Source organism: Bradyrhizobium sp. CCBAU 51745, from assembly GCF_028128715.1.
Taxonomy (GTDB): domain Bacteria; phylum Pseudomonadota; class Alphaproteobacteria; order Rhizobiales; family Xanthobacteraceae; genus Bradyrhizobium; species Bradyrhizobium manausense.
Genome location: NZ_LBJP01000093.1, coordinates 258,845 through 278,107, shown reverse-complemented (window position 1 = coordinate 278,107; position 19,263 = coordinate 258,845). Strand labels below are relative to the sequence as shown.

Here is a 19,263-nt window from a genome sequence, read left to right as displayed (position 1 = left end):
CGCCGCCGCTAGGCTGCCATTTGACTGACTCGGAGCGTCGTGAGCTGGTGGAGATCCACCAACCGAGTGGCCTCAAATGCCTCTCGTGATAAAATTCGGTGGGCATCCAGCAGATATCGATAGGCTTCGCGGCCGGCACTCCGTTCGGTCAAGACGCGCTCCATCTCGCCGATGCTCCTCAGCTTCCGCTGCATTTCAGCCATATCATTGTGAATCGAAGAGGGCGCCAGCTCCCAATATTCGGACATTTCTTCCTCCGCCGGATCGAATTAATATTAAAATCTTACCTCAATTAACTCTCGGAACTCCACGAATAAATTTCGGTCACAAATTGTTTCTGTTTTATTCACCGTCGGCAGCGCTTTGAAGATTCTGGAATTTCCTTAATCCGGCGAGAAAAATCTTCTCCGTTGGTTCCGCGGCCTCGGGTTCGCCCACGACGCGCCCTGGGGCGCTAACAGGATGCGATCGGACACCGCCTGCACCTCCGGCAAATAAGACGAGATCACCCCACAGGTCTGCCCCCCGGTAGTGAGCCCACGCACCTCGGCGCGGATCTACGGGATGGGACCAAAGTCAACGCTCGCGTGTAGATCGATCGAAAATCACGAGCGAGAGATTCTGCACGAGCGTGCAGGCTTCATCGGCCCGGCCGTGATCCGGCATCTTTGGCGAACAACCGGCGCCCGCATAGGACCTCCCGGTCTTCCCATCATGGTGACGAACTGCTTCAACGATTCCGGGCCCTGTCACTTTCCGGAAAGCTCATTCCTCACATGATCGTTCGCGGATTGTCGGGCGAATCGCTGCTGGCCTACGGCGATGGCGGCAATATCTGCGACTGCCTCTATGTCGCCGAGCACGCAACGCGCTGACCTTGATACTTTGAGCGCAGCAGGGTCTGCGATACCGACAGCATCGGCGCGCCCTGCGGGCGGGGTTGTGGAGCGCAACTGCGGTCTGCTCAATGAATTGCCGCCCGAGGCACTCCGCACGGCGATCTCATCAGCTTTCGTGTCCGACCGCCTTGGCTACGACCTGCATGAATAGGTCTCGGCTGACGAAACCTCCGTGATTGTACGGGGCGAGATGCGTCAACTTCCTCCTGGTAAGGTTGAGCAGTTAGCTTAATCCGCGGTGTTTGTTGCGAAGTTTTGTCAATACCCTATCCACTTCTCGCACCGGGCTCCCCCAAGCCCGGCCCCACCCAAGCAAAGCCGTCGAGCGAACATGGGTCCGCTTGGCGGCTTTGTCGTTGTGTCTATGCGAAGAGGAACGTTTCGGTTATGGCGCGGAAGCCCTGGTCGTTCAAAGAGGATCGCCGGCTCATGGAGCTGGCCAAGTCTTCCACGTCGGTGGAAGAAGCAGCGAAGCAACTCGGGCGATCGCCTGACGCGATCAGGCGCATGGCGATGCGGCTTGGTCTGACGTTGAAGTCGAAGGCAGGCAAGAAGAGCTAGCCTTACGAAGCAGTCTGTTCGTACTAAAGGGCCAGAAGCCCTCTTGCGAATGCCTGCGCCAGCACGCCGAGGTGCGTCAGCTCGCCGAACTCGCCCGCGAGAACCAGCCGGCGAAGCTCGCCTGGCGAAACAAGGCTGACCCGAACGCCCTGCTCCTCGACAAAATCGACGACGCGGTCCCCGGTCCTGACGAAGAACGAGTGGGTCGTATTGCTGATCCGGCTCGAGCATGTTGCGCATTGACCGATACGCTCGATGCTAACAGTGTGATAGCCGGTCTCTTCCAGAAGCTCGCGCCTGGCGGTCTCCAGCGGATCTTCATCCGGGTCGACAATTCCAGCCGGCAACTCCAGTGAGAAGCGCTCGATCGCGGGGCGATATTGACGCACCAGGAGGACACGCGAGTCGGGCGTGACGGCCAGGACGGCCACGTAATCAGGCTGCGCAATTGCGTAGTAGGTTTCCTCCGGACCGTCGCGCGAGAAACTCACGTCACGAGCGACAACCTCAAGCCATGGTGAGATCCTCGTGCGCTCGACCTTCAGAATCTTTGGCAGATCGGGGACCATCCGGGCATGTCTCCTTTGACGTGTCAGGCAGGGTTATAGAGGTGCGCGGCACGCATTCGGCGGGGAACATAGGCAGAGACTCGGCGTTTGCCCTAGGCTTTTAGCGAGGTCAGACCGTGCTGCATCTTGCCATTTCCGTCATGCTGGTCTGGTTGGCCATCAACATCGCCTACGTCGCGCTGAGAATGAGAGCGACGCGATCCCCGCACGGCGGAAAGAACCTGAACAGTTCGATCGCCGCTTATCGCCCCGAGATCGTTTCCCTGCACCGCCACATGCGGCGATAAAGCTTTGAAGCCGCGAAGGATCACGGCCTCTAAGTTCATGGATTTGCCAGCGATCTCAGGGGCCTAGGGCCGCGGCTTGTTGGGCGATCCCATTCCCGGACTGCTTCCATAGCTGGGCATCCCCTGCCTTTGAAGGCGCCCCCATGCTGTCGGAGCGGGAGTTCGCGCTGACCGCTTCGGATTGGAGAGCCGGTCTGGGTGCCAGGGGCCCGATCCTTGGTTCCCTGTGCCAGAGCCCCGGCATCTCCGGCGCCCACAACTATGAGTAACGCCCCACACAGCCTGCCAAATAGGCAAAACCCGTTCCCATCCGTCCGCTCCGCTGGCTTCATTAAACCCTATCTTAGCGCGTCCGGGCTAGGATCTCCCGGAAGCCTCCTCAACTTCCGCTCGGGCAGGATGGGACTACAGCGACCGACCTTCGCGTTTGCAGCGCTCGTGCTTGCGAGCACGGTCGTGTTCGGCCTGGCTGGACACCTTGCGGCGAAGAGCTTCATCCGCCACCAGCAGGCCCGTCAGCTCGACGAGTTGACCGAGGTCGTCCTGCGTCGCTCCGAATTTGCGGTCGAGTTCGCGGCCGCAAGTCTGACCGAACTCGGCAAGCGTGACGCTGTGAACTGCGAGCCTGCGACGCTCCAGGCCATCCGCCTCCATGTCTACCAGCGCTCGGCAATCAAGGACGTCCGCCTTGTCAATCCGGACGGCTCGGTGATCTGCTCGGCCTATTCCGAAACGCTGGAATTCGACGAGGGATGGGTCGACCGCCGGGACATGCTCGCCTCGCGCGACGGGAAACTCTCACTGTTCCGCGTTCAGCAGTTCGGTGGCGACGCGCTTGGCGTTCTCAGGGATATCAACAGCAGCGCTGCACTGGTCGCCATTGTCGGCATCAATGCGAGCCTGTTTGACATCATGCCGTCCGAGCTGCGCGGGCACAGTGAGGTGACCCTCTCCTTGAGCAATGGAGAGAAGCTTGGTGAGTTCCAGCTCGATGCCGACCAGCCACGGCGAAATTCGAAGCGCTTCGACAGGTCTTCGGACCGTTATCCCCTTCACACGACCATCGAGGTCGACGGTGCCGTCCTCTCGGCCTGGAAGAGCGAAGCCTATTGGCCGGCACTAGCCGTCGCCGCCGGGCTTGGCGCGCTGTTCGGGATCCTGCTGGGACGAAGCCGCCGCACGGAGGGACCGGTCGCAGATCTCGATCGCGGCCTGACCGCAGGAGAATTCAAGCCGTACTATCAGCCCGTCTTCGATCTCAGGACGAGAGAGATCAAGGGCTGCGAGATCCTGGCGCGCTGGGTACGCGAAGACGGCTCGGTCGTCCCGCCGATGAATTTCATTCCGCTTGCCGAGTCCAGCGGCCGCATCCAGGCCATGACCTGGCAGATCCTGAAATCAGCATTGTCCGACCTCCGGCCGTTGTTGAAAGCAGACAAGGATTTCAAGCTCTCCTTCAACGTCGTCCCCAAGCATCTCCTGAGCGCCGGCTTCGTCGAAACGCTTCGGCGTACCGTCGTGACGGCAAAAGTTGCGACCCGGCAAATCATGATCGAGGTGACCGAACGCGACGAGCTCGACGATCTCGCGCGCGCGGCCGCCGTCGTGGCCGAGCTGCGCGAATATGGCTTCCACGTGGCCATCGATGACGTCGGGGTCGGCCACAGCGGACTGTCGCGACTGAAGGGTCTGGGCGCCAACACGATCAAGATCGACAAATTCTTCGTCGACACGATCACCGTGGATGCATCGACCACGACGATCGTCGAGATGCTGGTCGCACTCGCCAAGGACTTCCGAATGACGGTCGTTGCGGAAGGAATCGAGACGGAAGAGCAGCTCCGCGCCCTGGTCGCCTCCGGTGTCGAGACCGGGCAGGGATATCTTGTCGCCGCGCCGCTGCCCTTTGCGAAGTTCAGCGAATTGATGGCGCCGCGTCATGCCGCGGCAGCGCAGGCAAACGACGCAGCGCTGGTGGCTTGACCGAGGCGGCTGGTTCGAATTCGGACAGGCGCCCAACCACCCTGCATGGATGCGTTCCGGTGCGAACCACCAGTCATGAACGCTGCATCGGAAATCTTCGAGCTTTAACGATACTTTCCGCTTTTGAGAGCGGTACGCCGATTGGCCGGCTATGATGCCGCCATGCGCCGAAATCACCTCATCGCAGCCTCAGCAATCTGCCTTGCCCTGATCGCCTACGCCACCTTCGCGCGGCTGGCGGGGCGGCCCGCGCTCATGGGTCACCACGAGGCATATTGGGTCGTCGTCATCGAGCGCTTCAGTGCTTATGGCCTGCTGGGATTTCTTCTCTCCTTCTTGCTGCCGGGCCGCTTCGTTTTGGCGTGCTCGCTCGTCGTGGCCGTCGCAATGGGGCTGGAAGTGCTGCAGGCTCTGACACCTGATCGCGATCCGGGTCTGCTGGACGTTCTGCAAAAGGCAGCGGGAGGCACCGTAGGGGTCATCCTTGCCCAGACGATCCTGGCTTTCCTTCCCCGTCCGCCGTCCTGACGTGGGGAAAACCTGGCACGGGCGAAGCGTCAACGCGCCAGGATATCGGCCCTCTACTTCACCATCTGACCGCGCAACTCACCACCGGGATTCGCAGCCGTGTGAATGTTCGCGTACCACTTTCCGGCCAGCAAATCCGTCGCCTGGGTGCCAGTGAGTGTCGCGGTGCCCTGAATGGGGCTTTGCGCCGTTTTGAACGGCAGTGCGATGCCGGCGTTCTTGCCGGCTTCACTGGGCCCGTGGAAATGGGCGCCCATCGCGGGGCCCGACAGGCCGGTAAAGGTGATCGTATAGGTCAGCGTCTTGGTCTCGGTGTCGTAGGTGGCCTCTGCCTTACCCGAGCCGGCCGAATTGTTCGGAGGCACCTCGTTGCTGCCTTTCAGATCGGCCTGCAGCTTCACGACCTCCGCTCTTGCGGGAGCAACTGTGGTGATGAGCAGCCCTCCCAGGGTCGCCACTCCCAAAACTCTCACGCAGACCCAATGATTGGCTTGCCTCATGGCATCCTCCTGCAGGCTCTTCGGCCCAACTCGGTTGAAACACCGACCGCAGCCGGAAATTCCGGATGCGGATTTATGCCTGATTCGGGACGACAACCACCGCGGGAATCACGGCGTACGGCCAAGCCGGCTGGTCCCATCCCCGGGAGTGCCCGGCGATTAAGCCACCCCGCGCCTATGGACCTCGTTCGGCGCCAGCAGTTCCGCCATCTGCCGGTGTGTGGCCTGGAGCGCTTCGATGGCGCTGTCGAGGTCAAAATCCGACTCGCGGACAGAGGCAAGAAACTTGGCCGTCAACGCCAGATCCAGTTTCACGCGGGTTGCCCCGTCGCGGCTTTTGCGACGGTCAAGCGACAGGTGGATGGCCCGCAATCTCGCCTCGCTGCTGCTGCATTCACAAAGCGTGGCGAGTTCGTCATATGTCATCCAGATCTGAGCCATGTCCGTCCGTCCCTTGTTATGGACCTCAGCCTAATTTTTCGGCTCTAAAAGTATTGTTGCTGCGAGCGCAATCCGTCGACATTTTCGTCGCACGATGGTCAATTGAAGCTGAATCAGGAGCGGTTTGCATGCGAAGCCAAAGGGTGCGATGGCGGAACCTCGAACGACCGGGATATCAGCCTCCGGGCCTGCGCCGAAGCGAGACTAGCCAGGTTCTTTCGTGGCCTTGACGGATCAAGGCTTGCAGCTATCCAGGATGATCAAACACGATATAACGAAACCGGTCGACGATTGCGCCACTTGTGCTTTGCGTGGACTTGCTGCTGGCGGCCTCAGGTCCGGATGGGTCGTTGCATTTGCGTTGGGGTAAAAGGACATGACAGACCGACCGACTATCCTCGTCACGGGAGGCGCTGGTTATATCGGCGCGCATGCTTGCCGCGCCCTCGCCGCTGCCGGCTATCGGCCCGTCGTCTATGACAATCTCACGACGGGACATCGCAGCTTCGTCGCCGGGGAACTGGTGACGGGCGATCTGCTCGACGGCGCGACGCTGGCGCGCGCCTTTGCCGACCACAAGGTGACGGCGGTGATGCATTTTGCGGCGGCAAGCCTCGTCGGCGAGTCCATGACCGACCCGCAGAAATACTACGTCAACAACGTCCAGGGTACGCTGTCGCTGCTGCAGGCGATGCGCAATGCGGGCTGCCACCGCATCGTCTTCTCCTCGACCGGCGCGGTCTATGGCAATGCCGATTCCAAGGCGCTGTCCGAGGATTTCCCCTGCGTACCGATCAATCCTTACGGCGCCTCGAAATGGATGATCGAGCGCATGCTGGCGGACTATCGCGCGGCTTACGGTTTCGGTGCGTTCTGCCTGCGCTATTTCAATGCCAGCGGCGCCGATCCCGCCGGCGGCATCGGCGAGTTGCGCGACAACGAGACCCATCTCATTCCTCGCGCCATGATGGCCTTGCAGGGCCATGTCGAGTTTGCCGTATTCGGCGACGATTACGACACGCCCGACGGCACTGCGATCCGCGACTACATCCACGTCACCGACCTCGCTGCAGCCCACGTCGCAGCGCTGAAGCTGCTGGAGACGGGACATGGCGGCGGCAGCTTCAATCTCGGCACCGGTTCAGGCTTCTCGGTGCGCGAGATCCTGAACGCCATCAAGCAAGAGACCGGACGCGAGGTGCCTCACACCGTCAAGCCGCGCCGCGCTGGCGATCCGACCTATCTCGTCGCGGATCCTTCGGCTGCGCGAAAAGTGCTGGACTTCGTGCCGCGCCATTCCGACCTGCCGACCGTGATCCGCACCGCCTGGGCCTGGCACCAGAAGGCGCATCCGCCCAAATAAGCGCGACGGATTCTTGATGAAGCTTGCGCTCAAGAGGCTGCAGCCGCCTGAGCGCTAATCGCGCGGCGATCCGAATGGCCCGGGCGCAAGCGGACGGCGCGGCCGGGACCAGCTGTCGAGCCCCTTGGGCATTTTGTCGGAATTGAGCTTCACGACCGCGCATTTGGCGTCGGCCGCCACGACGTCTTCCTGGCTGTAGATCAAGGTGCACTCGAACCTGACGTCAGGCGCCTCCTTTGCCGTGCCCCAGCACGTCGCAACCGCGCCGCTGCAATCACCAGAAAGATTGGCCTCGACTTCGTCTGGGCCAAACACGCTCGGATTGCCCTCGGTATGACGCTTCACGGTCAGGACAGCCGTGAAGCGTTGCTGATCGACCTGATAGGAACCACCATAGGTGAAGAAGCTGTCGCTGCCGGAGATTCGTCCCTCGGTCAAATCGACAAGGCCAGTGCCCTGGCCACGCGGAGTTCTGAACCAGGCAGCGTATTTGCCGTCTCTCAGCATGAAGACATCCGTCGTGAAATTCAGACGTACTTGCAATGATCCGTGGGGCGCGACAATGACCGATATGGCGCGTGTTCCGCCACGGTTAACGCCCTGCAAAGCCGGTTCCTAAAATTGCGGCGCAGGGCTGCCCCGCGACGGCGGCAAGCTCAAAACAATTCTATGCCGTCATCCGCAGGCTCGACTGCGTCGACGCGGCGCGTGGCGGCGCTCGACGACAGCCCAAAGGCTTGCAAGAAGTTCCCGTGAACGTCGCGCTCGCGCTCCATCGTGTAGCGCGCGAAGAGATCGTCGAGCAGCGCCTCGTCCGGGAGCTGCGGCCGATGCGTGCCCGCGCTCGCCGTCTCGAGGCGCGCAGCGACCGCGGGCAACGTTGCGGAGGACTCGCCGAGCGAGCTCATCAGGCCTTGCGCCGAATTCATCAGGCCCTCGAACTCGGCACCTTCGTCGACGAGGCGGGTCATCAGCTTGCCGAGCCGTTCGTTGCCGGCCTCGACCTCGCGCAGCGCCTGGAGAATCTGCGGCTAGGCGCTGGCGCGTGCTGTCGCCGGCTTGCAAGGATATGATCGCGCTGCCGACGGCTTCGGCGATCTTCCGCGTGCTGCCGCTGGCCAGATCGGCGAGATGGCTGCTCTTGCTGCGCTGATCACTCAGGCCGGAATAGGCAGCGCCGAGCCCGGCGCTCTCCGCCACCAGCTGGTCACCATAGCTTTTGTCGAACTCCTTCTGCCTGATAGATGCGGTGACGACGGCCTCCGACAGGCGCTGCCGGTCCCGCGCGCAGCTTTGCCCAGATCGTAGGCCTCCTGCGTGAAAGCCAGAGAACCCTCGCGATCGCCATCGAGCGGCGCCGCCTCGATCCGCGCGCTGCGTGCGATGATGGTGATCATCTGGATATGCTTGAAGAACGGCTTCAGCAGAGCGGACGCCTCGGTCGTGCTCTTGCCGATCATCGCGAGCAGCGCGCTCTCGGCCGGCAGCGCCCGCGCCAGCTCGCTCAGCCACGCCGCGATCTCCTGCAGCGCGGTCGCGGCAACGACACCGGCGAGCATACGCTGAGGGTCGCTCGCTACAGCCGCATCAGCGCCGAGCAGCTCGGCCTCCCGGCCCGCCTCTGCCGGGACATCTATCTCGCGGCTCCCCTGCACGACGTCGGCAAGGTCGCCATTCCCGACAAGATCCTGCTCAAGCCCGGCAAGCTGACCGACCAGGAGATGGCTGTCATCCGCACCCATGCCACGATCGGCGAGAGGATCCTGGCCGACTCCGGCTGCGAGTTGATCCGGCTCGGTGCGCAGATTGCCGCAGGCCATCACGAGCGCCGGGTCGGGATTGCCACCGGGCAGACGACGTTGCCGCTGCAGAAATCCGAGGCCGCCCTTTCACCCTATATGCCAGGGGTGACCGGGAGCCGCCCGGCCCAGGACCGCGCCGCCGCAACGGCGGTCTGACATCAGGCCCACGGCCGGGATTTGCGGCACCGCCCATTTCTGTCATCACAGGCTTGAACCTGTTCCTGCTAGGCTGCATCAACACCAAGAGTGATTCTGATCACACTTGGCTCGGTCATCCCCTGTTAGGCTTGCGTCGGGACCTGGGTCAGTCACACACCGTTCGAACTGGAAGAGACAGTCATGAGAACCCTGATCGGCGCCATCGTCGGCGCGATTTGCCTCGCCGCCCCCGCCGTCGCGGAGACACCGGCCGCGATCGTCGAGGACGTGCAGGGCAAGGTCGACGGTATCGACTTCATGGATTACGTGGCGCCGGGCAAGATCATCAAGCTCGGCCCCAAGGCCGGCGTCACGCTCAGCTACCTGAAATCCTGCCTGCGCGAGACCATCACCGAAGGCGTGGTGCTTGTCGGCACCGAGCAGAGCACCGTGCAACTCGGCAACGTCCAGCGCGTCAAGGTATCGTGCGATGCCAACGCCGCGCAGCTCTCCGAACGCGAGGCGAACCAAAGCGCGGCGACCACGTTTCGCACCATGCGATCCGATGCTGGCAGCGCGCCGGCGAAGCTGCCGACGATCTACGGCACCGCGCCGCTGATCCAGGCCAAGAGCGGCAGCACGCTGGTGATCGAACGCACCGACGGCAAGGAGCCCGCGATCAGCCTGCCGCTCAAGAGCGACATCATGGTCGCCGGCAAATTCTTCGACCTCTCGAAGGCCGGAAAGTCGCTGACGCCGGGCGGCAGCTATCTCGCAAAACTCGGCAACAAGCGCTACACGTTCCAGGTCGATGCCAGCGCCACCGCGTCGCCGACGCCGATCATCGGGCGTCTGCTGCGGTTCGAATAGGGTCCGCGACAGCAACGATGCGGCGGATCGGCAGGCGGGACATCGTTGCAGCGATCGTGATTGCGCTCGTGACCGGCGCTGCTTTCACGTCCCCGCCGCTCCAGAGACTGCAAGGTCTCTCGCTCGATATTCTCACGGCCTTGCGCTGGACGCTGATCGGCGACCGGCGCGATCCCGCGACATCGCCGGTCGTCGTCGTCGCGATCGACGGGGAGACCTACGAGACGCCGCCTTTCAAGGGATCGCCGACGCAGACCTGGACGCGCGAGGTCGGCCGGGTGCTCGGCAGCATTACCGAGGGCGGCGCCAAGGTCATCGGATTCGACGTCATCTTCAAGAATTCGATCGAGCAGTCGGACATTCCTTTCGGCGACGCGCCGGTCGGCGCGCGCATGAAAGGATTTGACCGCGACTATCTGATCGCGTTGCGCAAGCTGTCCGACAGCGGCAAGCTGGTGCTCGGCGAGATTCTCAGCAATGACCATCCGGACAGTCCTTTCGCCGCGCAGCGACTTGCAGTGAAGAACAATGTCCGCGCCCTCAACGTCTACACCGATGACGACGACGTGATCCGGCGGATGCCGCTCAGCTTTTCCATCGGCGGCAAGCCGATCCCGGCCATGGCTGTCGAGCTCGCTTCGCGCGCACTCGCCCTACCGCCGGAGACCGGGCCGTCCGGCACCATGTCGTTGTCCGGCTACGCTATTCCGAGCGCCGAGCCCAACACACTGACGCTCAACTTCCGCGGCGTGGGCCGCGACGTCCCGGCCTATTCCTTCGCAGACCTGCGCGCTTGCATCGAGAAAGGCGACACGGACTTCTTCCGTCGCGCCTTTGACGGCAAGGTCGTCTTGCTCGGCACCATCCTCAATTTCGAGGACCGCAAGCTCACCTCGATGCACCTCTCCGGCGGCTATGACGGCAGCCCGGGCGCGCGATGCGCCCTGCCAACGCCCGCCCGTACGGAACAAAAAGCCCGTAGTGACATCGCCGGCGTCTTCGTGCATGCCACGGCGGTCCGGAACCTGATCGAGCGTGACGCTGTCACCGAGTTCGGCGTCCCGCAGCGCGCGGCCCTGGCGATTGGGTTCGCAATGGTCATTGCCTTCGCGGCCTGCATGCTCGCCCCGACCGGTGCGATACTCAGCTGGCTCGCGCTCACTGCCGCCTACACCACCGTCGCTGTCAGCGCATTCGTTCATGCGCTTGCACTTCCCCTGACCGAGCCGGTGCTGGCAGGCCTGACCGCCATCGCCATGATGATCGGCTATCGCTTCGTGATCGCCGACCGCGAGGAGCGCTTTCTGCGCAAGAGCTTTGCGTTCTACCTCGCGCCCGAAGTGATCGACAGCATGGTTGCCTCCGGCAAGATGCCTGCGCTCGGCGGCGAGATGCGTGACATCACCATGTTCTTCTCGGACCTCGCCGGCTTCTCCTCGATCGCCGAGAAGATGACACCGGCCGAGCTGGTCGCATTGATGAACGACTATCTGTCGGCCATGACCGACATCATCGAAAGCCATGGCGGTTATGTCGACAAATATATCGGCGATTCCGTTGTCGCCATGTTCGGTGCGCCGGCCGACGATCCCGATCACGCGCGGCACGCGGTCGCCGCCGCGCTGCAATGCCGCGACCGGCTGAAGGAGCTCAACGACAGCCACCCCGCCTTTCAGGGCCGTGGCCTTGCTCACCGCATCGGGCTGAACAGCGGCAAGGCCGTCGTCGGCAACATCGGCTCGCGCCGGCGCTTCAACTACACCGTCATGAGCGACACCGTGAACCTCGCATCGCGCCTCGAGGGCGCCAACAAATATTATGGCACCGTGATCCTGGCCTCCGAGGCGACGGTGAACCAGAGCCGCAGCGCCTATACCTGGCGCGAGCTGGACACGGTGAAGGTGCAGGGACGCGACGAGCCGATCAGGGTGTACGAGCCGCTCGCCGAGACGAACCAGGAGACGGAGGAGCAGGACATGCGCGCGGCCACTTACGCCAGGGCACTTGCATGCTGGCGGGCGCGCGACTTTGCGAAGGCCGCCGAACTGTTCGAAAGCGCCGGTGGCGATGATCCGCCGTCCCGATATTTTGCCAAGCGTGCGCGGGCTCTGGCAGCCGATCCACCGCCGGCCGACTGGACGCCGGTGAACACGCTGGAAGGGAAGTAACGGCCCCTAGAACGGCAGCCCCACATAATTCTCCGCAAGCAGCCGCTGCGCCGTCTCGGACGAGAAGAGGTACTCGAGCTCGGTCTGCTGGAGCCGGTCCTCATACTCGGAGCGATCGGGGAAACGATGCAGCATCATCGTCATCCACCACGAGAAGCGCTGCGCCTTCCAGATCCGCGCCAGGGCCTTGGCGGAATAGCCCTTCAACCCGGAATCGTCGCCATTCTGATAGTGCGCGAGCATGCCGTGATAGAGATAGTAGATGTCGGAGGCGGCGCTGTTCAGCCCGCGCGCGCCGGTCGGCGGCACGATGTGGGCGGCGTCGCCGGCGAGGAACAGGCGCCCGTAGCTCATTGGCTCCGCAACGAAGCTGCGGAGCGGTGCGATGCTCTTCTCGATCGAGGGACCGGTGATCAATCGTGCGGCGACGTCATCAGGCAGGCGGCGCTTCAGTTCGGCCCAGAACGCATCGTCGCTCCAGTCCTCGACCTTGTCGGTCAGCGGCACCTGGACGTAATAGCGGCTGAGCACCTGTGAGCGCAGCGAGCATAGCGCAAAGCCGCGTTCATGCTTGACATAGATCAGCTCCGGCGACACCGGCTTGGTGCGCGACAGCACGCCCAGCCAGCCGAACGGATAGACCTTCTCATATTCGCGCAGCACGTCCTTCGGGATCGACTTGCGGCTGACGCCGTGAAAGCCGTCGGCGCCGACGATGTAGTCGCAATCGACGCGAACAGTCTCGCCGTTCGAGCGATACGTCACATAAGGTCGATCCGAGGTCAGATCGTGCGGCGTCACGTCCTCGGCGTTGTGGACGACCCTGCCGCCGAGCCGGTCGCGCGCCTCGTAGAGGTCGCGCGTCAGCTCGGTCTGGCCGTAGACCAACACCGAGTTGCCGCCGGAATGCTTGTGCAGATCGATATGGGAGAGCACGCCGTCATGGGCGATCTCGAAACCGTTGTGGATCTCGCCTTCGCGGTCCATCCGCTCGCCACATTGCGCCTCGCGCATCAGCCTGGCGAAACCGTGCTCGAGCACGCCGGCACGGATGCGCGCCAGCACGTGGTCGCGGCTGTATTTCTCCAGCACGATGGTGTCGATGCCCTTCAGGTGCAGAAGCTGGGACAACAGCAGCCCGGACGGCCCACCGCCGATGATGCAGACCTGAACTTTCATTTTTGCGTCCTCCCGACGGCGCTTTTTTGCAGATTCAATGCGGAAGACCGATGGAGGGTTTCGCCATTGTCTTGTACTATTCGAACATGAGGAACGCAGCCCCCGCCCCGGCGATCCGGGTCTACAATCTGTTCGGCGAAGCCGGCGATCTGCCTGACGTCGTCCACTGCGAGACGATTGCGTCGCGCTCGGTGCTGCACGACTGGAAGCTCGCCGTGCACCGGCATGCCCGTCTGCACCAGGTGCTGCTGATCGAGCGCGGCGGCGGCGAAGCGACGCTCGACGGACGCGTCGTGCCCTTGAAGCCGATGCAGATCGTCAACGTGCCGGTCGGCCATGTCCATGGCTTCCGCTTCGTGCCAGGAACCGAAGGCTGGGTGCTGACCATCGCCGCGGAAATGCTCGACGAGGCGCTGCTCGCTGCCGAAGGCCTGCGCGGCGTGCTGTCACGATCATCAGTGGTGCGCGGCACGCCGCAGATCCGCGCCATCATGAAGCAGATCTTTGCCGAGCATGCCGCGCGCGATTTCGGCCGCGCGCATGTGCTGCGGGCATTGTCGGCGGCCATGATCGGCCTCGTCGCACGTGCGCTCGCCGGCGCGAGCGGCGCTGGCGGCAATGCCGAGACAAATCTGTTCCGCCGCTTCGAGGCCTTGCTCGAACAGCATCACCTGGAACGCTGGACCGTGGCGGACTACGCGAAGTCGCTGGCGATCACGCCGACCCATCTCAACCGCGTCACGCGCGCGGCGACCGGCGACACCGCCTCGCACCTGATCCTGAACCGCCTGATCCGCGAGGCGCGGCGCAACCTCGTCTATACCAACCTGCCGGTCTCGACGATCGCCTATGCCCTCGGCTTCGAGGACCCCGCCTATTTCAGCCGGGTCTATGCCGCGGCCACCGGCCTGTCGCCGCGCGCCTTTCGCGCGCAGCTCCATGGCGATGAGGGCTGAGGCCTCAAACGTCGAAGAACACCGTCTCGTCCGGGCCCTGCAAATTGATCGTGAAGGAATAGACGACCTTTCCTGCGCGCTCGCCGCGCTTGGCGATCAAGGTCGCGCGGCGCACCGGCTGCTCGATCAGGTTCAGGACGGGATCTGCGGCGTTGGCGGCTTCCTCGTCGGAGAAATAGAGCCGCGTGTTGAGGCCGATATTGATGCCGCGCGCGACGATCCAGACATTGATGTGCGGCGCGCATTTGCGCCCTGCCTTGTCGGTGATGGCGCCCGGCTTGATGGTCTCGAACGTCACGAGGCCGCTCTCGAAATCCGAGCCGGCGCGGCCCCAGCCGCGGAAATCCTGGTCTAGCGCGCCGGCCGAGCGATCGGCCGGATGGTTGTAGCGGCCGGCCGCATTGGCCTGCCAGATTTCAAGCAGCACGTCGCGCAGCGGCGTGCCGCTGCCGTCGAGCACCTTGCCTTCCAGCGTGATGCGTTCGCCTTTGGTGTTCGGCGTTACCAGCACGTTGGAAAAGTTCTTCTCGAAGATGTCGAAGCCGGCCATGGCCGGGATCAGGCCGATATGGACGTAGGGCCCAGCGGTCTGCGAGGCGGTTTCCTTGAGATAGTTGAGCGGCTGCGGCATGTGCTCAGTTCCCTTCGGGACGATTTTCGAAATAGGTGGAGCGCTGGCCGCGCAGCACGATGTCGAAGCGGTAGGCGAGCGAGTCGAACGGCGTCGAGGCGTTGAGGTCGAGCGGCGCGACCAGGCGGTCGAGCGCGTCCTTGTCCGGGATCGTCGTCAGGATCGGGCAGACCGGGATCAGCGGATCGCCCTCGAAGTACATCTGCGTGATCAGCCGCTGCGCGAAGCCGGAGCCGAACACCGAGAAGTGGATATGGGCGGGGCGCCAGCTGTTGACGAAGTTGCGCCAGGGATAGGGGCCGGGCTTCACGGTGCGGAAATAATAGTAGCCGGTGTCGTCCGTCAGCGCGCGGCCGCAGCCGCCGAAGTTCGGATCGATCGGTGCGAGATACGTGTCCTTCTTGTGCCGATAGCGGCCACCGGCATTGGCCTGCCAGAACTCCACCAGCGTGTTCGGCACGCCGCGGCCGGTCTCGTCGAGCACGCGGCCGTGGACGATGATGCGCTCGCCGACCGGGTCGCCGTCCTTGGCGTAGTTGCGGATCAGATCGTTATCGAGCGGCCCGAGATCGTTGTGACCGAACACCGGCCCCGTGATCTCCGAGACCGAGTTCTCGAGCGACAGCAGCGACTGGCGCGGTGAGCGCAGCACCGAGGATTTGTAGCCGGGCGCATAGGCCGGCGGATGAATCGAGCGGTCGCGCTGGAAGAAGCCGCCATCGCCGAGTGGCGGCGTGAACGGCTCGGGGCGGTTGAGGCGGGGATCCTGCAAGGCTGTCGCCTGGGCATTCATCGGCGTTGTCTCTCCCTTGGGCGCCCCGGGTCCGGGTGCGCGGCTTGTTGAACGATAATGCCGCTCCCTATTCTCAAGATAAATAGATCGATTATAATGAATCCCATGAACAAAATCGATCATTTGGCGCTTGACGGCCACGCCCTCGAATTGTTTCTCGCGGTGCTGGAGGAAGGCTCGGTCACGGCGGCCGCGACGCGACTCGGCCTGACGCAATCCGCCGTCAGCCACAACCTCAACAAGCTGCGACGGATCGTCGGCGATCCGCTGTTCGCCAAATCCGGCCGCGGCATCGTCGCGACCGCCCATGCCCAGGCACTGGCGGCCAAGGCCCGCGCGCTGATCGACGAGATGCGCAGCTTCGCCGGCGGCGTCACCTTCGAGCCGGGAAGCGCGCAGCTGTCGCTGACGATCGCCGCCAATGATTTCCAGCGCGACCTGCTGCTGCCACACTTCTTCGGCCATGTTGTCGCGCAGGTGAAGAGCCTGAACCTGCGCGTGATCCCGTCGCAATCGCCCTCGCCTGCGATGCTGCGCGAAAATCGCTGCGACCTCATGATCACGCCACTGCCGCCCGTCGGCGTCGACATCGTGCAGAAGCGCCTGCTGAGCGATCATTACGTCTGCTACTACGATCCCAAGACGCGCGCCGCCCCATCGGGACGAGGGGCCTATCTCGCGGCGCGCCACGTCACCGTGGTCTATACCGACAATGAGCGGCTCGACTTCGACCGCCGGCTCGCGGCCAACGGCTTCCACCGCGACATCGCGATTTCGGTGCCGAGCTTTTCCGGCGTGCCCTCGTTCCTGCGTGGCTCGCAAATGCTCGCGAGCATGCCGAGCCTGCTGGCGTCCGGCGTCATGCGCGGCTTCGCGCACGTGCAGATTCCGCTGGCCTCACGCACGCGCACGCTGGCCGAGCTGCCGATGTTCATGGTCTGGCACCAGCGCTACCAGAAGGACCCGGCCCACCGCTGGATCAGGACACAACTGGAACACGTAGCGGCGACGGCAGCCGCCTGAATCGGTCGTTGCCCGCCGGCTGTTGATGCCGGCCGGGCCTGCCCCTCGCCAAACCCACTGGTTGCGCGCGAGCGGCCACGCTAGAATTCGGCCATGACAGTGACCGACATTGCGAGCCGAACCTACAATCACAGCTGGCGGCTGGACCCCATCATCCGCAGCCTGCTGGATACCGACTTTTATAAACTGTTGATGTTGCAGATGATTCGGGAGGATTACCCGGATCAGCAAGTCACCTTCTCAGTCATCAACCGTTCGCGCCATGTGCGCCTGGCCGAAATCATCGACGAGGCCGAGCTGCGCGCCCAGCTCGACCATGCCCGCACCATCCGCTTCACCAAGAAGGAGCTGATCTGGCTTGCCGGTAACACCTTCTACGGCAAGACCCACATGTTCTCGGCGGACTTCATCCGCTGGCTCGCCGAATTCCGCCTTCCCGACTACGAGCTGCGCAAGGTCGACGGCCAGTACGAGCTGCACTTCCACGGCCCGTGGACCCACAGCTCGATGTGGGAGATTCCGGCGCTCGCCATCCTCAACGAATTGCGCTCCCGCGCGGCATGCAAGGGCCGCGGCCGGTTCGAGCTCGATGTGCTCTATGCCCGCGCCAAGGCCAAGCTGTGGACCAAGGTCGAGCGGCTGCGCAAGCTGGAGAATTTGCGGCTGTCCGATTTCGGCACCCGCCGCCGCCACGGCTTTCTCTGGCAGCGCTGGTGCGTGGAGGCGGTGAAGGAAGGGCTGGGCCCGTCCTTCATCGGAACGTCCAACGTGCTGCTGGCGATGGACAACGATCTCGAAGCGATCGGCACCAACGCGCACGAGCTGCCGATGGTCGCGGCCGCGCTCGCCAAGGACGACGAGGAATTGCGCTGGGCGCCCTATCGCATCCTCGATCAGTGGCGCCAGACCTATGGCGGCAATCTCTTGATCGCCCTGCCGGACGCTTTCGGCACCAAGGCGTTCCTGCGCGATGCGCCGGAATGGGTGGCCGACTGGACCGGCTTCCGCCCCGACAGCGCGCCGCCGATCCAGGCCGGTGAAGAGATCATCGCCTGGTGGCAGAAGAAGGGCCGCAACCCCAAGGACAAGCTGCTGGTGTTCTCGGATGCGATGGACGTCGGCTCGATCGAGGAGACCTATCATCACTTCGCCGGTCGCGTGCGGCTCTCCTTCGGCTGGGGCACCAACCTGACCAACGACTTTGTCGGCTGTGCGCCGGACGGCTCGTTCAATCTCGATCCGATCTCGCTGGTCTGCAAGGTGTCGTCGGTCGACGGACGTCCGGCCGTCAAGCTCTCCGACAATCCGGAGAAGGCGACCGGAATGCCCTCCGAGATCGAGCGCTATTTGCGCGTGTTCGGCGATGCCGGGCGCGTGCGCCAGCCGGTGCTGGTCTAGTCTAGCGCGCCGGCAAGACTCCGAGCCCCACGAGATGCGCGTCGAGGAACTGCGTGACCTGCTGGCGCAGCATCTGCGGCGGCACCGCGACCATGCGCTCTTCGAGGCCGAGCGAAATGATGCCGTGAACCGCGGAAAACAGCGTGCGTGACAGTAGCGCGATCTTCACGTCATCCGCGTCAGGCAGCACCCGCACCAGGGGTGGATGCATCAGTGCGAAGGCGTCCATCACCATCTGGAGGATGTCGTCGGGATACGGGCGGTCGTCCTCCATCCGATGCTCGAACAGCGAGCGCAGCAGATTGGCGTTCTCGGCGAAGAAATCGAGATAGGTCTCGGCCAATCCATAGAGCTGGCGAACCGGATCCTCAGCCGGGACCGCACCAAGCCGCGCTGTGAGCGCCTGAACCGTCTCCCTGTTGACGGTCAGGATCACCCCGTCGAAGTCGCCGAACTCGTTATAGACACTGCCGACGGAGCAGCCGGCGGCGTCCGCGACGTCCCGAACCTTCAACGATCTCAATCCCTTAGAGGCGATAATACCGCGGGCGATCTCGATGATCTGGAGCCGCCTGCGCAATTTTTTTTGATCTCGGACCGATTCTTCTTGAACATTGTTCATTTTCAAGCTACTCACGTGAACATTGTTCAAATTAACCCGGAGACCTGCAAAATGCAAACCCTCGCTGTTGATATCGCCTCCACCTTCATCGATGACGCCACGGCTCTCGTCAGCGGCTTTGGCCGCGCCGTCCTGCGGCTCGCGATGGCGCCGATCGATCGGATTGCCAATGCCTGCGATATTGCCGGCGTGCTCGCCGAGCGCCGCGCCAATTTTCGGATGTGGCGGACCAGCCGCCCCCGCCACGAGGGTCGCCGCGTCGGCCTGCTTGGCCGCCTCAACCCGTTTCGCCATCTCGCTCACCTCACCTAGAGGACAAGCCGATGCACATGCAGGTCCACTCGAATGCGAACGCCGGTCGCAACAAAGGACTCACCATGTCGCGATATTGCCGGCCGCCCGGCGAAAGTCAGGCATGCCGCTCAGCTTTTGCTATCGGCCCCGGCGATATCCGCATAATCGCGGCATTTGCGCCCGAAGCTGCGGCCCGCGACCGGATATTTTGCGAACCTAACGAGACAAGCTGGAGACCAACAGGATCGGAGGGATGGC

21 protein-coding genes and 1 pseudogene are annotated in these 19,263 nt (G+C 63.3%); 12 read left to right on the top strand and 10 right to left on the bottom strand.

Translation table 11 applies throughout. The features are described from left to right. Positions 1 to 8: 8 nt before the first annotated feature. Positions 9 to 248, bottom strand: coding sequence for a hypothetical protein (locus XH98_RS37620; RefSeq protein ID WP_271621546.1), 240 nt, complete (start codon positions 246 to 248; stop codon positions 9 to 11). Positions 249 to 1,286: 1,038 nt separating this feature from the next. Between XH98_RS37620 and XH98_RS37615 the strand changes: the two genes are divergently transcribed. Further along, positions 1,287 to 1,460, top strand: coding sequence for a hypothetical protein (locus tag XH98_RS37615; protein ID WP_271600984.1), 174 nt, complete (start codon positions 1,287 to 1,289; stop codon positions 1,458 to 1,460). A gap of 23 nt (positions 1,461 to 1,483) precedes the next feature. Here XH98_RS37615 and XH98_RS37610 read toward each other — a convergent pair whose 3' ends face one another. Beyond that, the gene (locus XH98_RS37610; protein WP_271621545.1) at positions 1,484 to 2,029 is read right to left on the bottom strand and encodes an NUDIX hydrolase; all 546 of its coding nucleotides are present in this window, start codon (positions 2,027 to 2,029) and stop codon (positions 1,484 to 1,486) included. Positions 2,030 to 2,145: 116 nt separating this feature from the next. Here XH98_RS37610 and XH98_RS37605 point away from each other — a divergent pair, with 116 nt between their 5' ends. The 3 genes from XH98_RS37605 to XH98_RS37595 all read left to right on the top strand — a co-directional run bounded on the left by XH98_RS37605 (position 2,146) and on the right by XH98_RS37595 (position 4,827). Beyond that, a complete protein-coding gene (locus tag XH98_RS37605) occupies positions 2,146 to 2,316 on the top strand; it encodes a hypothetical protein (protein WP_271621544.1) in 171 nt (56 codons plus the stop codon). 399 nt (positions 2,317 to 2,715) lie between these two features. Then, on the top strand, positions 2,716 to 4,299 hold the full coding sequence (locus XH98_RS37600; protein WP_271621543.1) for an EAL domain-containing protein: 1,584 nt from the start codon (positions 2,716 to 2,718) through the stop codon (positions 4,297 to 4,299). A gap of 162 nt (positions 4,300 to 4,461) precedes the next feature. Next, on the top strand, positions 4,462 to 4,827 hold the full coding sequence (locus XH98_RS37595) for a VanZ family protein (protein ID WP_271621941.1): 366 nt from the start codon (positions 4,462 to 4,464) through the stop codon (positions 4,825 to 4,827). Between the two features lie 53 nt (positions 4,828 to 4,880). Here XH98_RS37595 and XH98_RS37590 read toward each other — a convergent pair whose 3' ends face one another. Then, positions 4,881 to 5,327, bottom strand: coding sequence for a CHRD domain-containing protein (locus XH98_RS37590; protein ID WP_271600980.1), 447 nt, complete (start codon positions 5,325 to 5,327; stop codon positions 4,881 to 4,883). A 159-nt stretch (positions 5,328 to 5,486) separates the two neighbouring features. Beyond that, a complete protein-coding gene (locus tag XH98_RS37585; protein WP_271621542.1) occupies positions 5,487 to 5,768 on the bottom strand; it encodes a hypothetical protein in 282 nt (93 codons plus the stop codon). A gap of 376 nt (positions 5,769 to 6,144) precedes the next feature. On the opposite strand from XH98_RS37585, the gene galE reads away from it, so the two are divergent. Then, on the top strand, positions 6,145 to 7,131 hold the full coding sequence (gene galE, locus XH98_RS37580; RefSeq protein WP_271600978.1) for a UDP-glucose 4-epimerase GalE: 987 nt from the start codon (positions 6,145 to 6,147) through the stop codon (positions 7,129 to 7,131). 54 nt (positions 7,132 to 7,185) lie between these two features. Here the strand turns inward: galE and XH98_RS37575 are convergent, their stop codons facing one another. Continuing rightward, positions 7,186 to 7,638, bottom strand: a complete 453-nt coding sequence (locus XH98_RS37575; RefSeq protein WP_271621541.1) for a hypothetical protein — start codon at positions 7,636 to 7,638, stop codon at positions 7,186 to 7,188. A gap of 149 nt (positions 7,639 to 7,787) precedes the next feature. Beyond that, the gene (locus tag XH98_RS37570) at positions 7,788 to 8,102 is read right to left on the bottom strand and encodes a hypothetical protein (RefSeq protein ID WP_271621540.1); all 315 of its coding nucleotides are present in this window, start codon (positions 8,100 to 8,102) and stop codon (positions 7,788 to 7,790) included. Between the two features lie 564 nt (positions 8,103 to 8,666). On the opposite strand from XH98_RS37570, the pseudogene XH98_RS37565 reads away from it, so the two are divergent. The 3 genes and pseudogenes from XH98_RS37565 to XH98_RS37555 form a co-directional block, all read left to right on the top strand. Continuing rightward, positions 8,667 to 8,961: pseudogene (locus tag XH98_RS37565) on the top strand (HD-GYP domain-containing protein); the annotation flags it as partial. Positions 8,962 to 9,272: 311 nt separating this feature from the next. Further along, a complete protein-coding gene (locus tag XH98_RS37560; RefSeq protein ID WP_271600975.1) occupies positions 9,273 to 9,941 on the top strand; it encodes a hypothetical protein in 669 nt (222 codons plus the stop codon). Positions 9,942 to 9,958: 17 nt separating this feature from the next. Then, positions 9,959 to 12,109: an adenylate/guanylate cyclase domain-containing protein gene (locus tag XH98_RS37555; RefSeq protein ID WP_271621539.1), complete on the top strand. Its 2,151-nt coding sequence runs from the start codon at positions 9,959 to 9,961 to the stop codon at positions 12,107 to 12,109. Between the two features lie 6 nt (positions 12,110 to 12,115). On the opposite strand, the gene pobA is transcribed toward XH98_RS37555, so the two are convergent. Then, entirely contained in the window at positions 12,116 to 13,288 is a 1,173-nt protein-coding gene (pobA, locus tag XH98_RS37550) for a 4-hydroxybenzoate 3-monooxygenase (RefSeq protein WP_271621538.1), read from the bottom strand. Between the two features lie 50 nt (positions 13,289 to 13,338). Here pobA and XH98_RS37545 point away from each other — a divergent pair, with 50 nt between their 5' ends. Further along, on the top strand, positions 13,339 to 14,244 hold the full coding sequence (locus XH98_RS37545; protein ID WP_271600972.1) for a helix-turn-helix domain-containing protein: 906 nt from the start codon (positions 13,339 to 13,341) through the stop codon (positions 14,242 to 14,244). Between the two features lie 4 nt (positions 14,245 to 14,248). On the opposite strand, the gene pcaG is transcribed toward XH98_RS37545, so the two are convergent. Both pcaG and pcaH read right to left on the bottom strand, forming a co-directional pair. Beyond that, positions 14,249 to 14,875 carry a protocatechuate 3,4-dioxygenase subunit alpha gene (gene pcaG / locus XH98_RS37540; RefSeq protein ID WP_057747677.1) on the bottom strand — a complete coding sequence of 209 codons (627 nt, stop codon included), beginning with the start codon at positions 14,873 to 14,875 and terminating at the stop codon, positions 14,249 to 14,251. Between the two features lie 4 nt (positions 14,876 to 14,879). Next, positions 14,880 to 15,668 (bottom strand): protocatechuate 3,4-dioxygenase subunit beta, encoded by a 789-nt coding sequence (gene pcaH / locus XH98_RS37535; RefSeq protein ID WP_057747679.1) that lies wholly within the window; start codon positions 15,666 to 15,668, stop codon positions 14,880 to 14,882. A 96-nt stretch (positions 15,669 to 15,764) separates the two neighbouring features. Between pcaH and XH98_RS37530 the strand changes: the two genes are divergently transcribed. Both XH98_RS37530 and pncB read left to right on the top strand, forming a co-directional pair. After that, a complete protein-coding gene (locus tag XH98_RS37530; RefSeq protein ID WP_271600970.1) occupies positions 15,765 to 16,691 on the top strand; it encodes a LysR family transcriptional regulator in 927 nt (308 codons plus the stop codon). A gap of 93 nt (positions 16,692 to 16,784) precedes the next feature. Next, positions 16,785 to 18,089, top strand: a complete 1,305-nt coding sequence (gene pncB / locus XH98_RS37525) for a nicotinate phosphoribosyltransferase (protein ID WP_271600969.1) — start codon at positions 16,785 to 16,787, stop codon at positions 18,087 to 18,089. 1 nt (position 18,090) lies between these two features. Here pncB and XH98_RS37520 read toward each other — a convergent pair whose 3' ends face one another. Continuing rightward, positions 18,091 to 18,711 carry a TetR/AcrR family transcriptional regulator gene (locus XH98_RS37520; RefSeq protein WP_271621940.1) on the bottom strand — a complete coding sequence of 207 codons (621 nt, stop codon included), beginning with the start codon at positions 18,709 to 18,711 and terminating at the stop codon, positions 18,091 to 18,093. Between the two features lie 51 nt (positions 18,712 to 18,762). Between XH98_RS37520 and XH98_RS40970 the strand changes: the two genes are divergently transcribed. Beyond that, positions 18,763 to 19,023 carry a hypothetical protein gene (locus XH98_RS40970; RefSeq protein ID WP_271600967.1) on the top strand — a complete coding sequence of 87 codons (261 nt, stop codon included), beginning with the start codon at positions 18,763 to 18,765 and terminating at the stop codon, positions 19,021 to 19,023. The last annotated feature ends 240 nt before the right edge of the window (positions 19,024 to 19,263 follow it).

Excerpts from the sequence above, each read along its gene's own strand:
- XH98_RS37585 (WP_271621542.1), bottom strand. The coding sequence starts at position 5,768 with ATGGCTCAGATCTGGATGACATATGACGAACTCGCCACGCTTTGTGAA.
- XH98_RS37615 (WP_271600984.1), top strand. The coding sequence starts at position 1,287 with ATGGCGCGGAAGCCCTGGTCGTTCAAAGAGGATCGCCGGCTCATGGAG.
- XH98_RS37600 (WP_271621543.1), top strand. The coding sequence starts at position 2,716 with ATGGGACTACAGCGACCGACCTTCGCGTTTGCAGCGCTCGTGCTTGCG.
- XH98_RS37520 (WP_271621940.1), bottom strand. The coding sequence starts at position 18,711 with ATGAACAATGTTCAAGAAGAATCGGTCCGAGATCAAAAAAAATTGCGC.
- pcaH (WP_057747679.1), bottom strand. The coding sequence starts at position 15,668 with ATGAATGCCCAGGCGACAGCCTTGCAGGATCCCCGCCTCAACCGCCCC.
- XH98_RS37595 (WP_271621941.1), top strand. The coding sequence starts at position 4,462 with ATGCGCCGAAATCACCTCATCGCAGCCTCAGCAATCTGCCTTGCCCTG.
- XH98_RS37570 (WP_271621540.1), bottom strand. The coding sequence starts at position 8,102 with ATGACCCGCCTCGTCGACGAAGGTGCCGAGTTCGAGGGCCTGATGAAT.
- pobA (WP_271621538.1), bottom strand. The coding sequence starts at position 13,288 with ATGAAAGTTCAGGTCTGCATCATCGGCGGTGGGCCGTCCGGGCTGCTG.
- XH98_RS37620 (WP_271621546.1), bottom strand. The coding sequence starts at position 248 with ATGTCCGAATATTGGGAGCTGGCGCCCTCTTCGATTCACAATGATATG.
- XH98_RS37555 (WP_271621539.1), top strand. The coding sequence starts at position 9,959 with ATGCGGCGGATCGGCAGGCGGGACATCGTTGCAGCGATCGTGATTGCG.
- XH98_RS37610 (WP_271621545.1), bottom strand. The coding sequence starts at position 2,029 with ATGGTCCCCGATCTGCCAAAGATTCTGAAGGTCGAGCGCACGAGGATC.
- XH98_RS40970 (WP_271600967.1), top strand. The coding sequence starts at position 18,763 with ATGCAAACCCTCGCTGTTGATATCGCCTCCACCTTCATCGATGACGCC.
- XH98_RS37530 (WP_271600970.1), top strand. The coding sequence starts at position 15,765 with ATGAATCCCATGAACAAAATCGATCATTTGGCGCTTGACGGCCACGCC.
- pcaG (WP_057747677.1), bottom strand. The coding sequence starts at position 14,875 with ATGCCGCAGCCGCTCAACTATCTCAAGGAAACCGCCTCGCAGACCGCT.
- XH98_RS37560 (WP_271600975.1), top strand. The coding sequence starts at position 9,273 with ATGAGAACCCTGATCGGCGCCATCGTCGGCGCGATTTGCCTCGCCGCC.
- XH98_RS37575 (WP_271621541.1), bottom strand. The coding sequence starts at position 7,638 with ATGCTGAGAGACGGCAAATACGCTGCCTGGTTCAGAACTCCGCGTGGC.
- pncB (WP_271600969.1), top strand. The coding sequence starts at position 16,785 with ATGACAGTGACCGACATTGCGAGCCGAACCTACAATCACAGCTGGCGG.
- XH98_RS37545 (WP_271600972.1), top strand. The coding sequence starts at position 13,339 with ATGGAGGGTTTCGCCATTGTCTTGTACTATTCGAACATGAGGAACGCA.
- XH98_RS37590 (WP_271600980.1), bottom strand. The coding sequence starts at position 5,327 with ATGAGGCAAGCCAATCATTGGGTCTGCGTGAGAGTTTTGGGAGTGGCG.
- galE (WP_271600978.1), top strand. The coding sequence starts at position 6,145 with ATGACAGACCGACCGACTATCCTCGTCACGGGAGGCGCTGGTTATATC.